Source organism: Parascardovia denticolens DSM 10105 = JCM 12538, from assembly GCF_001042675.1.
Taxonomy (GTDB): Bacteria; Actinomycetota; Actinomycetes; order Actinomycetales; family Bifidobacteriaceae; genus Scardovia; species Scardovia denticolens.
Genome location: NZ_AP012333.1, coordinates 1,252,572 through 1,264,792, shown reverse-complemented (window position 1 = coordinate 1,264,792; position 12,221 = coordinate 1,252,572). Strand labels below are relative to the sequence as shown.

At 58.2% G+C, this 12,221-nt stretch carries 11 protein-coding genes; all 11 read left to right on the top strand.

The window, feature by feature from the left end:
* Nucleotides 1-174 precede the first annotated feature (174 nt).
* The 11 genes from PSDT_RS05265 (at nt 175) to PSDT_RS05215 (ending at nt 12,168) form a co-directional block, all read left to right on the top strand.
* The gene (locus PSDT_RS05265; protein ID WP_006290300.1) at nt 175-2,163 is read left to right on the top strand and encodes a hypothetical protein; all 1,989 of its coding nucleotides are present in this window, start codon (nt 175-177) and stop codon (nt 2,161-2,163) included.
* A gap of 62 nt (nt 2,164-2,225) precedes the next feature.
* Nucleotides 2,226-2,852 (top strand): ABC transporter ATP-binding protein, encoded by a 627-nt coding sequence (locus PSDT_RS05260; RefSeq protein ID WP_231859822.1) that lies wholly within the window; start codon nt 2,226-2,228, stop codon nt 2,850-2,852.
* Between the two features lie 18 nt (nt 2,853-2,870).
* Entirely contained in the window at nt 2,871-3,164 is a 294-nt protein-coding gene (gatC, locus tag PSDT_RS05255; protein ID WP_036737394.1) for an Asp-tRNA(Asn)/Glu-tRNA(Gln) amidotransferase subunit GatC, read from the top strand.
* Nucleotides 3,165-3,185: 21 nt separating this feature from the next.
* Nucleotides 3,186-4,724: an Asp-tRNA(Asn)/Glu-tRNA(Gln) amidotransferase subunit GatA gene (gatA, locus tag PSDT_RS05250; RefSeq protein ID WP_006288978.1), complete on the top strand. Its 1,539-nt coding sequence runs from the start codon at nt 3,186-3,188 to the stop codon at nt 4,722-4,724.
* 73 nt (nt 4,725-4,797) lie between these two features.
* A complete protein-coding gene (gatB, locus tag PSDT_RS05245) occupies nt 4,798-6,294 on the top strand; it encodes an Asp-tRNA(Asn)/Glu-tRNA(Gln) amidotransferase subunit GatB (protein WP_006288980.1) in 1,497 nt (498 codons plus the stop codon).
* Nucleotides 6,295-6,355: 61 nt separating this feature from the next.
* A complete protein-coding gene (locus PSDT_RS05240) occupies nt 6,356-7,516 on the top strand; it encodes a GNAT family N-acetyltransferase (protein WP_006288982.1) in 1,161 nt (386 codons plus the stop codon).
* Nucleotides 7,517-7,668: 152 nt separating this feature from the next.
* Nucleotides 7,669-7,992, top strand: a complete 324-nt coding sequence (locus PSDT_RS05235) for a DUF2469 domain-containing protein (protein WP_006288984.1) — start codon at nt 7,669-7,671, stop codon at nt 7,990-7,992.
* A gap of 112 nt (nt 7,993-8,104) precedes the next feature.
* Complete coding sequence (locus PSDT_RS05230) at nt 8,105-9,694, top strand: NAD(P)/FAD-dependent oxidoreductase (RefSeq protein WP_006288985.1); 1,590 nt, start codon at nt 8,105-8,107, stop codon at nt 9,692-9,694.
* A 264-nt stretch (nt 9,695-9,958) separates the two neighbouring features.
* Nucleotides 9,959-10,327: a 50S ribosomal protein L19 gene (gene rplS / locus PSDT_RS05225; protein WP_006288987.1), complete on the top strand. Its 369-nt coding sequence runs from the start codon at nt 9,959-9,961 to the stop codon at nt 10,325-10,327.
* Between the two features lie 266 nt (nt 10,328-10,593).
* Nucleotides 10,594-11,415 (top strand): signal peptidase I, encoded by an 822-nt coding sequence (lepB, locus tag PSDT_RS05220; RefSeq protein WP_223293552.1) that lies wholly within the window; start codon nt 10,594-10,596, stop codon nt 11,413-11,415.
* The gene (locus tag PSDT_RS05215) at nt 11,416-12,168 is read left to right on the top strand and encodes a ribonuclease HII (RefSeq protein WP_006290302.1); all 753 of its coding nucleotides are present in this window, start codon (nt 11,416-11,418) and stop codon (nt 12,166-12,168) included.
* The last annotated feature ends 53 nt before the right edge of the window (nt 12,169-12,221 follow it).

Here is a 12,221-nt window from a genome sequence, read left to right as displayed (position 1 = left end):
TGTAAAACGTATGGATAGCACCATCGCAACTTATGCGTGTCCGCTACGGCTTGTTTTTAACGTATTCGGTTATTGGTTATGATATTCAAGTAGTAGGAAACCGACAGATAGCACGATATAAAGCTGGTGAGTTCGGCTGGACTTGAGAAGCAGCTAGGAAGATTTAGGACGGATATGCTTAAAAAAGTCACCCAAATAGCCCTGTGCATCATTATGCTTGTCTGCGCTGTCTTAGTCGATGTGACCGTGGGCGAGATCGATCAGGATTTCCCTGAGGGTTATTCTTATGCAATCAATGTTAATGTCTCCTCATCTTCTTCCCCGAAACGGCAGCTGATCGAAAACATAGACGAATGGGCCCGTGAATCCCGGATAACTCCGGTTCTGGTCAAACCAGATACGACGGATGTGATTCACGTCAAAAACCTCTATTATTTCGGTCAAAAACCCAAGCGATGCGCGTCAGGGGACTGCCCCGTATCGTGGTATCGGAGGGGGATGAAAGGGCGTTATCTGCCAGCGAGCGAGATAAAAGCCTTAAATCTCTCCGGAACCTATCTCTTTCACGATTCGAACCAGTGTTTCTCTTTTTCGCGTTTCCTCAGAGGACAGGGCGTGACGATCGAAGAGAATATGCAGAAGAATGACCATTTATTGGCATATATGTGGCGCTCGCATTCCACCATTCCCTTTCTCGCCGTGGCAGCCTTGCTTTTCATCGTTTCCCTCGTCTGGGCTTTTCTTGCTGAAAAAATGCCGAGTGTCAGGATCAAAACCCAAAGCGGTCTAGGAAAGGCGGAAATCGCTGCCCAAAGTGTCTACGAGTTTCTCCGTTATTCGTCTTTGCAGCTCCTTCTTCTTCTCCTCTTGTCTTGTCTTATTCTAAGTATCCTCCACAAATTCTATCTTTTTGGCTTCGTCATCAAATATCTCCTGATTTTCTTTCTCGGTCTTCTCCTTCTCCCGGCCTTTTTCATCAGTATCAGTACGGTGGTGATTTTTCCTTCCACCCATCAAATCGCCATCCGCGAAGGAGCCCCCAGGGCCTCCCTGGTTGGCTCTATCGTGATCAAAGTCTTATCCACCATCGTCGTCGTATCTGTTTTCCCCACGGCCTTAGCGAACTTCGGCGTCGCAAGGCAGCAGCTTGGGTCCGTGTCGCGCTGGAGACAGATATCCCATGCGGTGAACCTCCAGATTGACCCTTCCGAGAAAACGGAGGATTCGTATGCTCGGAAACTCGTCCGTGTGGCCTATCGGATGGAAGGCAAGCGGCAAGCCGCTTTGTCTTATTCCGCTGCGAATAGCATCGCGCAGAACAGCCGCGGGACTATAGACGCAGGTCTTATGGCTCCTTATGACAGCATCGCCGTAATGAATCCGACCTTTTTGACCAGTCTCCATATTCAGGAAAAGTCATTGTGCAAGGTTCAGCCTTCGATGATCGACCCCGCTCTGGCTGGGAAAATCCGACAATACGATGATCTCTGGCTTGCGAAGGGTTCCACCAAGTCCATGACCGACATGCTTTATTCCCCCTGTCAGGGATCTCATGCTTCCATCCCGGTCCTCCTAGCGACCGGCGGAGTCGGAACTTTCTCCTTGGTCCACAAGCCTTTGATCATCCTGGTGAAGGATTTGAAGGCGCTCAATCCCGATCAATTCCTTTATCCGGCCATGACGACGGGTAATCTTTTCTTCACGCAGCCTGATGGTGTCGAAGAGGCCCTGCATCAAGAGAACGCTCAGCAGGCTGTTTACGCCATCAATTCCATTGTCGATGACGCCGTTCTGGCTTCTCAGATCATGGAATATGAAGTCTACCTTGACTTCATTCTCGTCATCACTGCTTGCATGGCGATCATACTCTGCGCGGCCATATCCAGCAGGCTATGGATGATCCGCAAGCGTCGATGGATATTCGTCAGACATACGTCCGGGGAGCCATACTTGAGCATCATCTCCTCCTATCTCCTGCAAGCAGTCTTCATCATCGCGGGGAGCCTCACCCTTTCCCAGCTTCTTTTCGCCCACGAGTGGCAGGCTGTCTCTCACCCCGTTTTGACGGTCGTGATGATTTTATTGGCTTTCATCGGATTGGAATGCGGTTTCGCGTTTTTCCATGCGCGGCAGGCTTTTGCGGCTATGATTCACCGTGAATAGGATAGAAAGGTCGGACTTTCATGGACATCAAAGAGATAACTTTGCAAAATATCGGATACAGAGTGGGGCCAAGGCTGCTTTTCCATGACGTGTCCTTCAAGGCCTCCGCGGGGGAGGTGGTGGGGCTGATCGGGCCTTCTGGCTGTGGCAAAACGACTTTGCTGAACATCATCGGGCGGCTCATTGACCCCAGCTCGGGAAGCATAAGCTTCGACGGTCGGGACGCCACCAGGATGACCGATGGCTCCCGGAGGAAATTATGGAAAAATGACTGCGCTTTCATTTATCAAGATTATGGAATCATCGAAGACGAGACCGTGGAATTCAACATCACTTTGACCCATCAGCCGTGGAAGTTCCAGGTTTCCGCGAAGAAAAGAGAGAATCAAGATAAAAGGATCAATGAGATTCTGCGGATGGTCCATTTGGAAGGGCGTTTGAGGGATAAAGCCGCCGTTCTTTCCGGGGGAGAGAAACAGAGGTTGGGGATCGCTCGCGCCTTGTGGAAGAGGGCGGAGATTATTTTCGCCGATGAGCCGACCGCCTCTTTGGACGCGGCGAATCGGGGACTGGTGACGGATCTCTTGGTCGATCACGCGCGTCGTGGAGGCATCGTTTTCATCGCCACGCATGACGACAGGCTGATGTCCCGATGCGACTACTGCTATGATGTGAGCAAGTCAGGCTGAACTTCTATAGTGGGGTCTATGCCTAGATTCACACGACAGGAGATTGAGCATCTGGCGGACCTTTCCCGCATCGCTCTCTCCGACAAAGAAGCGGAACGCCTCCAAGGCGAATTGAACGTCATTTCCGATTCCATCGCCAAGGTGCAGGAGGTGGCTTCCGAAGACGTTCCCCCTACCGCGAACCCGGTCCCTTTGGAAGCTTATTTGCGTCCCGATGAGCCTGCGAAGCCTTTGACCCAGGATCAGGCCCTGTCCGGCGCCCCGGCCAAGGAAGACGGCATGTTTGTCGCTCCCCAGATTTTGGCGGATTAACCGGGAAGGAATGGAAAAGATATGACTTTCAGCGCACAAGAGCGTAAGGAATTGGTCCAGCTTTCCGCCAGCCAGATGGCGGACAAACTGGCTGCGGGCGAAGTGTCTTCCCGGGAACTGGTCGACGCTCATTTCGATGTGATCGAAGCCGCCGAAGGCGATATTCACGCCTTCCTCACGGTCAGCAAGGAGCAGGCCTATGGGCAGGCTGACGCCGCCGACAAGCGTCGCGCGGCTGGGGAGGACCTGGCCCCTTTGACCGGCGTCCCCATCGCCATCAAGGACATGATCGTCACCCAAGGCATTGAGACCACCGCCGCCTCCAAGATCCTCAAAGGTTGGGTGCCCCCTTACGACGCCACCGTCATCGAGAAGCTGAAGAAGGCCGGCATGCCGATCTTGGGCAAGACCAATTTGGATGAATTCGCCCAAGGGTCTTCCACTGAGTATTCGGCTTTCGGCCCGACCAAGAATCCGTGGGATACGGACAGGGTCCCCGGCGGCTCCGGCGGTGGTTCGGCCGCCGCTGTCGGCGCTTTCGAAGCCCCTCTCGCCTTGGGGACCGATACCGGCGGTTCCATCCGCCAGCCGGGCGCCTTGACCGGAACCGTGGGAGTCAAGCCCACTTATGGCGGGGTCTCCCGTTTCGGAGCCATCGCCATGGCCTCTTCTTTGGACCAGATCGGTCCTGTGACCCGCACGGTCATGGACGCGGCCCTCTTGCAGGAAGTCATCGGAGGCTATGATCCCAAGGATTCCACCTCCATCCCTCGACCCGTTCCCGCCTTGTCCGCTCAAGCCGCCGAAGGCCGCAGGCGCGACCTGACCGGCATGCGCATCGGCCTGGTCAAGGAGCTGGGCGGAGGCGGCTTCCAGCCTGGCGTGGAAGCCCGCTTCAACGAGGCCGTGGATGAGTTGCGCGCCATGGGAGCCGAGGTGACCGAAGTCTCCCTGCCTCACGCCGAATACGCTTTGGCCGCCTACTATGTGATCATGCCTTCCGAGGTCTCCTCCAACCTGGCCCGCTACGACGGCATGCGTTACGGTTTGCGCGTCATGCCCCCGGATGACGTCCGTCAGACTTCGGCCAACATGATGGCTTACACCCGCGAGGCCGGTTTCGGCGACGAAGTCAAGCGCCGCATCATCCTGGGCACCTACGCCTTGTCCGCCGGCTACTACGACGCTTGGTACGGCTCGGCCCAGAAGGTCCGCACCCTCATCATCGACGACTTCAAGAAGGCCTTCGACCAGGTGGATGTGTTGGTTTCCCCGACTTCCCCCTCCACAGCCTTCAAGTTCGGCGAGAAGATGGACAATCCTCTGGAGATGTACGTCAACGATATCGCCACCATCCCGGCCAACTTGGCTGGGGTCCCGGCCATGTCCATTCCTTGCGGTCTGAGTGATGATGGTCTGCCTGTCGGCTTCCAGTTCATATCCCACCAGATGCAGGATGATGTCATGTACAAGCCGGCCGCCGCTTTGGAAGCCGCTTTGGAAGACAAGTGGGGCGGCCCCATCTGGAAGTCCCTGCGGACCCCTTGGCTGGCCGACTGACCGCGGATGATCGAACGCCTGGTTCGGATCTGTGATTCGACCGCGAATGATGAAAGGTAAGCGTTAAAAGATTATGGCTGAAAAATTGATGAAATTCGCTGACGCGGTGAAGAAGTACGATCCCGTCGTCGGCCTGGAAGTCCATGTGGAGCTGAGCACCAAGACCAAGCTTTTCTGCCCGGCCGAAGTCCGGTTCGGAGGCGAGCCCAACACCCAGCTGACCCCTGTCTCCCTAGGCCTGCCCGGGAGCCTGCCGGTGGTGAACAAGACCGCCATCGACTACGCCATCAAGCTGGGTCTGGCCCTGCATTGCGACATAGCCGAATGGTCCCAGTTCGCCCGCAAGAACTATTTCTATCCCGATATGCCCCGCGACTACCAGATCTCCCAGTACGACAAGCCTTTGAACGGCAACGGTTATCTGGATGTGGAGCTGGAGAACGGGGATATCTTCCGGGTGCCGATCGAACGGGCCCATGTGGAGGACGACGCCGGCAAGAACACCCACGTGGGCGGGGCCGATGGCCGCATCGAAGGCGCGGACCACTCGCTGGTGGATTACAACCGGGCCGGCGTGCCGTTGGTGGAGATCGTGACCAAACCCATCACCGGAATCAGGGAAAGGGCGGCCGAAGTGGCCGGGGCATATGTGCGCACCATCCGCGGCATCGCCCGGGCCCTCAACATCTCCCACGCCCGTATGGAGCAGGGCAATATGCGAGCGGACGTGAACGTCTCCTTGCGCAAGAGCCCCGACGATCCTCTCGGCACCCGGTCCGAAACCAAGAACGTCAACTCCTTCCGCGGAATCGAGAAGACCATCATCTACGAGATCCGTCGTCAGGCTGCTTTGCTGGAAGACGGTGGGGAAGTCCTGCAGGAGACCCGTCACTGGGATGAGGCTTCGCAGACCACGGCAGGCGGCCGGTTGAAGACCGACGCCGACGACTACCGTTACTTCCCGGATCCCGACTTGGTCATGGTTCATGTGACCCAGGATCACATCGACGAGTTGGCCGCCCAGATGCCGGAGATGCCGCGCGAACGCCGCAACCGCCTGCAGAAGGAGTGGGGCTTCTCCGACCTGGAAATGCGCGACGTGGTCAACGCCGACGCCCTGGACCTGGTGGAGGAAACCGTCAAGGCCGGAGCCCAGGCTTCCGGGGCCCGCAAGTGGTGGCTGGGCGAGATCGCCCGGTCCGCCAACGAGCAGGGCAAGTCTTTGGACGATATGGGCATCGCTCCGGCCGATGTGGCCCGGGTGGAGGCCCTGGTGGCCGAAGGCAAGTTGAACGACAAGCTGGCTAAACAGACCGTGGCCGGCGTGCTGGCAGGCGAAGGGGACCCCGACCAGGTGGTCAAGACCCATGGCTACGAGGTCGTCTCCGACGATGGCGCCTTGGAAGCCGAAGTGGACAAGGCCCTGGCCGCCAATCCCGACATCGTGGAGAAGCTCAAGTCCGGCAACATGAAGCCTATGGGGGCCATCATCGGCGCCGTCATGAAGGCCACCCGGGGCCAGGCCGACGCAAAGGCCGTCACCGCCATCGTCATGAAACGGATCAAATGAGGCGGGTAAAATAAAAGAAGACGAAGCAAGCCGAAGACCGATGACGATCAAGGAAGTACCGATGACTGAGTCTCAACCTGGATTCACTGACATTCGTCCCGACAAGGGCGAGGCGGACGAGGGGCGCAAGCTCCCGACCACCATCGCCATCCCTGAGATCGAAGGCGAGATGCTGGTCCTTCGGCCCGCCACCTGGGAGGATTGCCTCCGTCTGGACGGCTTGGACGCCTTCCATGACTCGGCTGTCATCACCGGAAAAAGCGAAAAGGCCGAGCGGGACACGGTGCACGCCTGGGTCTCCCGGTCTTTGGCCTGGTCGGAAGGCAACCTCCGCACGGAGAAAAGCTTCGACGACCCCGAGGCTCGCGGCCTGATCGCCTGGTCCATGTTCACTTCCGCGGTCGATGACGATCAGCCGGATGGCCAGCCCCTTTCCGAGGCCTTCATTGGCATGATCTTCCTGGTCGACATCGACGCCTGGGCCTCGTCGGCCCGCATCCAGGTCTTGCTGGGGAGGGATTACCGCTCCCGTGGCTTCTCCCGCGACGCCATGCCCCGGGTCATGACTTACGGTTTCGCCCCCCGGCCGGCCGGATTGGGCCTGCATCGCATCTGGGTGGCGGTCCCGCAGAGCAACAGCCGCTCTTCCACCGTCTACAAATCCTTGGGCTTCACGTCTGAAGGGGATTCCCGGGACGCCCTCTGGGACCAGGAGAACCAGCGGTATCAGGACTTGGAGGTCCTGGGCACTTTGGCGGACGAGTTCGATCCCATCGGCTCTTTGGAAGCCTTCGGCATGAGGCCGATCATGACCAACCCGGGCATCAACGAAGCCATGGCCATGCATGAACATTCGGTTCAGATGCATAAGAAGGATTCCTTCATCAAGTCCGTGGCAGACATCACTTTCGATGAGGGGGAGTCCGAATCCGGGTCCCCCCGCAAACAGTGGAACCATATGGATGGAGATTTCTCCCTGGACCGGACGCAGGAGGACTTCGATCCTTCCGCTTCTTCGGCCCACCATCCGGCCCAGGCCAAGACCGACAAGCGGGATCGGGAGGAGGAGGCCGTGGCCGAGGAGATCGCCCAAGAGATTCCCGCCGGCTTCCTGCCCAACGAGGCCGAAGAGAAGACACCGGAGAAGACCCCCTGGTGGCGCAAGCTGGGCCGGGGCCGCAAACCGGAGGAGAAGCCGGAGGCCAGGAAAGACGCGGACTGAGAGGCTTAGACTGGCCTAATCTGGCATGAGTCGGCCTGAGAGGGCTTAGGCTGACTTGAGATAGCCTGAGATTGAGAGGGGAGGGGGTCGCCAGAAGGCGACGAAGAAAAGTCGGACATCTGACAGGACGAGCCCAGAAGCAGGAGGCGGACATGAGCGCTGAAGACCTGGATCGGTACGAGACGGAAGCCGAACTCTCCCTCTACCACGAATACCGCGACGTCATCAAACTCTTCACTTACGTGGTGGAGACGGAGCGCCGTTTCTACCTGGCCAACCGGGTGGACTTCAACGTCCGCTCCGCCGGGCAGGACGTCTATTTCGACGTGAAGCTGACCGACGCCTGGGTCTGGGACGTCTACCGGCCTTCCCGTTTCGTCAAAAGCGTGCGCATCGTCACTTTCAAAGACGTGAACGTGGAGGAGATCCAGAAGTCCGACATCGACATGCCTCCCACCATCCCCGCCGGAATCTAAAGGCAGCTGGGATCCGGCTCGCCTTTCCCGCCTCCTGATCCTCCCTTGTTGGCCTCTCTCGGTAGAATTATTAAGTTTATTACTGCTTTTCAGATTCCGTAAGGGAGGAAATGTGGCAGAGAAAAAGAAAGTGGTCATCATCGGTGGCGGCCCCGCTGGTCTGACGGCGGCATGGGAACTCGTCAAGGATGATTCCCAGGCTTACGATGTGACCCTTTTGGAAGCGACGAAGGAATTCGGCGGGATTTCCCGCACCGTCAAGCATAACGGCAACCGTATGGATATCGGCGGCCATCGTTTCTTCTCCAAAGACGACCGCATCATGCAGTGGTGGAAGGAGATCCTTCCCCTGCAAGGCGCCCCCTCTTATGACGATAAGAAGTTGGGCCGGCATCACGACCTGGAACCCGGCGGCCCCGACCCCGAGAAGACCGACGAGGTCATGCTCAAGCGCCACCGCGTGTCCCGCATCTTCTGGAACCAGCACTTCCTGGATTACCCAGTCACTTTGAGCGCTGACACCCTCAAGGCCATGGGTCCCAAGATCGCCATGCAGGTAGGCTTCTCCTACCTGGCTTCCGTCTTCCACAAGCTGCCGGAAGACAATCTGGAGAACTTCTATATCAACCGTTTCGGCCGCAAGCTTTACTCCATGTTTTTTGAGGACTATACGGAGAAGCTCTGGGGCCGTCACCCCTCCGAGATTTCCGCCGATTGGGGCGCCCAGCGGGTCAAAGGCCTGAGCATCATGAACGTGCTCAAGAACGCCTTCCTCAAGCTCATGCCCAAGCACAAGACCGACAATTCCAAGGTGGAGACCTCCCTGATCGAGGAATTCTGGTATCCCAAGCTCGGTCCCGGTCAGCTGTGGGAAGTAGTGGAGAAGAAGGCCACCGATAAGGGAGTCACGGTGCTGATCAACGCCATGGTGACCAAGATCAACCAGGAAGCCGGCAAGATCTCCTCCGTGGTCTATCAGGACGAGACTGGTGCCGAGCATACCTTGGACGCCGACGTCTTCATCTCCTCCATGCCGCTCAAGAATCTGGTCCAGGCCATCGACAACGCCAATGTCAAGGCCCCCGAAGACATGAAGCAGATCGCCTACGGCCTGCCTTACCGCGATTTCGTCACCATCGGTCTCCTGGTCAAGAAGCTGCGCATCCGCAACACCACCAGCATACCGACTTTGGGCCATCCTCCCATCGTCCCCGATAACTGGATTTACGTGCAGGATCCCGGCTACAAGGTCGGTCGCTTCCAGATCTTCAACAACTGGAGCCCCTACCTGGTCAACGATCCTGATGGCACCGTCTGGATTGGCATGGAATACTTCTGCGACGAAGGCGATGACTTCTGGAACCTGACCGATGAGGAAGCCACGGACCTGGCCATCAAGGAACTGACCCGTATGAAGGTGATCAATGGCAAGAAGGACGTCCTTGATTCCCACCGCGAGCGCGTTCCCAAGGCTTATCCGGCCTATTTCGACACCTATCAGGACATCGACCAGCTGATCGAGTACTTGGATTCCTTCGGCAACCTCTATTGCGTGGGTCGTAACGGCCAGCACCGTTACAACAACCAGGACCACTCCATGGGCACTTCCATCGAGGCCGTCAGCAACATCAAGTCCGGCAAGACCTCCAAGAAGAACGTTTGGAGCGTCAACACCGAAAAGTCCTACCACGAGGCCAAATAGGCGATCACGGTAGGCAGAGTGGACAAATAGACAACAAGTAGAAGTAAATCAGACGGCTTCGGCCAGATTCCACACGGGAGCGGGTATTCTCACCCCCGCGTGTATAATGTGGGTCTGTATCTGTCGGATTCGGTCTGCCGCATAGGGCCGTCTCCCTTGGGTCCAGGATGGTCACGGCCGTCCGGACCGGCTGGAAGCTTGAGGCAAACCGCAAGCTGAGAAAAAATTCAATCGTTGATATGCGGCGGCGATGGAGGATAGAACATGAACGCTCTCGAACAGTTCGAAGCAAAGCGTCTGCAGGACGCCCCGGAAGTCCCCGATTTCCGCCCCGGTGACACCGTCAAGGTGAACGTCAAGATCCAGGAAGGCAACAACTCCCGTATCCAGGCCTTCCAGGGCGTGGTCATCGGCCGTCAGGGCAAGGGCTACCGCGAGACCTTCTTGGTCCGCAAGATCAGCTTCGGCGTCGGCGTCGAGCGTCGCTTCCCTCTGCATTCCCCGGTCATCGAGTCCATCGAACTCGTCCGCCGTGGTCGCGTGCGTCGCGCCAAGCTTTATTACCTGCGCAACCTGCGCGGTAAGGCCGCCCGCATTGTGGAGCGTCGCAATAACACTCAGAAGGTCGCTTAGCCTTCATCGAGCCGGTCCCAGGACGTTTTCTCCTGGGACTTTTTTATAACCCCGGTCATAACCGGCCATTACCCGCTTATCTCCCCGGTCCGGCCCGCTCCCTCCATAACTTCAGATTTCAAAACTCCATAGCTCTGACTTCATAACTTAACTTCAAACTTCATCGCTTGTCCATACTGTGGAAAGGGGACGCCAGAGGGCATTCCCCCTCCTCTCTCTATAATTCAAATAATCATTGTCATGATATTGTCATAACGGGGATGCTTATGAGCCAAAATCAGGATGACGGACAGAACGACGCCCGCGAAGAGTGGACGCCCACCAGACCATCAGGCGCAGGGTGGCCTTTGCACGCCCAAGGCCGGAGGATCCCCCGCTCAGCCTATTCCCGGGACTATGACCCCCAAGCCAACTCCAGCTCCGGCGGCTACATCATCCCCCAGTACGGCAAGACCGCGTCCAAACGGGCCCAGACTATGGCTTCCGTCAGGGACACCTTGGTCATGATCGTCATCATCGCCGTCATCCTCATCGGAATCCGTCTGTTCGTCGCCGACCAATTCATCATCCCCTCGTCTTCCATGGAGGACACCTTGCCGGTCGGCTCCCGCGTTCTGGTCAACAAGCTCCGCCGGCGGCCGAGCTCCCTGGCGAGGGGGGAGATCATCGTCTTCCACGATACCCATCAGTGGCTTTCGGCCGACCAAGACATGCAGGGCCAGGGCGGCTTGAACGGCTTGCTTTCCAAGGTGAACGGGGGTCAGAAACAGAACGGCTACCTGATCAAAAGGATCATCGGGCTGCCCGGCGACTTGGTGGAATGCGCCGGAGGCGGGCAGCCGGTCATGGTCAACGGCAAGGCCTTGGACGAAAGCCGGTATCTGAAGGCGGGGGCCAACCCCAGCGACTTCGCCTTCCGGGTTCGGGTCAGTCCCGGCAACCTTTTCGTCATGGGGGACAACCGGCCGAACTCGGCCGATTCCCGCTATCATGCCAACGACGGCAATCAGGGTCTGGTCCCCATGTCTTCGGTCGTAGGGGTGGCCGTGGCGGTGATTTGGCCGGCCTCCCAGTGGAAGCGCCTCTGAATGGACGCCCAAGGACCTCGCTCCCGGCTTTTGCGGCCCCGGCAGGGTCGGGACGATTCTTCTCCTTCCTGGCAGGTGGAGGAAGCCTTGCTCCAGGAAGCGGACGACCGTCGGCCACAGTGGATCATCGGTTGCGATGAGGTCGGCCGGGGCTGTCTGGCCGGGCCGGTCATGGTTGGGGCCTGCCTTTTCCGGGCCGAAGACATCCCCCTCTTGCCCATCCCGGCTGGTCTCAAAGACTCCAAGCTCCTGACCCCGAAAAAACGCGAATCCCTCCTTGACCCTCTTCGCGCATGGGCGGCGGGGACGGCCGTGGGTTCCTGCGACAACAGGGGAATTGATTCTTACGGAATCATGGAGGCTTTAGGGGCGGCGGCCATCCAGGCCATCGACCAGGCCGTCTTCGGCTTGATCGGGGCCGGGGACAGGGTGGCGGTCATCCTGGATGGGCCCTATGACTACATCAGCCCCGCCTTCCGGTCTTTGCTGGCCCCTCAGGCCCGCATCGACCCGGACGACATGACCGTGACCACCGTGGTCAAGGGGGACCGGCGCTGCGCCTGCGTGGCCGGGGCCTCGGTGATAGCCAAGGTCACCCGGGACCGGTATATGGTAGATTTGGCCGACCGGCATCCTGAATGGGAGGCTTACGCTTGGCGGAAGAACAAGGGCTACGGTTCCGCCGAGCATCGAGAGGCGATCAAAGAGCAAGGGCCCAGTCCTTATCATCGTCTTTCCTGGCATCTGGTTTAAGGCCGGCTTCCGGAAGCGCCCAAGATGGTACCGCTGGGAAGGCGGTCTACGCT

Bases quoted from the DNA above. Each gene is read 5' to 3' on its own strand.
- PSDT_RS05235 (WP_006288984.1), top strand. From the start codon at position 7,669: ATGAGCGCTGAAGACCTGGATCGGTACGAGACGGAAGCCGAACTCTCC.
- PSDT_RS05265 (WP_006290300.1), top strand. From the start codon at position 175: ATGCTTAAAAAAGTCACCCAAATAGCCCTGTGCATCATTATGCTTGTC.
- rplS (WP_006288987.1), top strand. From the start codon at position 9,959: ATGAACGCTCTCGAACAGTTCGAAGCAAAGCGTCTGCAGGACGCCCCG.
- gatA (WP_006288978.1), top strand. From the start codon at position 3,186: ATGACTTTCAGCGCACAAGAGCGTAAGGAATTGGTCCAGCTTTCCGCC.
- lepB (WP_223293552.1), top strand. From the start codon at position 10,594: ATGAGCCAAAATCAGGATGACGGACAGAACGACGCCCGCGAAGAGTGG.
- gatC (WP_036737394.1), top strand. From the start codon at position 2,871: ATGCCTAGATTCACACGACAGGAGATTGAGCATCTGGCGGACCTTTCC.
- gatB (WP_006288980.1), top strand. From the start codon at position 4,798: ATGGCTGAAAAATTGATGAAATTCGCTGACGCGGTGAAGAAGTACGAT.
- PSDT_RS05240 (WP_006288982.1), top strand. From the start codon at position 6,356: ATGACTGAGTCTCAACCTGGATTCACTGACATTCGTCCCGACAAGGGC.
- PSDT_RS05215 (WP_006290302.1), top strand. From the start codon at position 11,416: ATGGACGCCCAAGGACCTCGCTCCCGGCTTTTGCGGCCCCGGCAGGGT.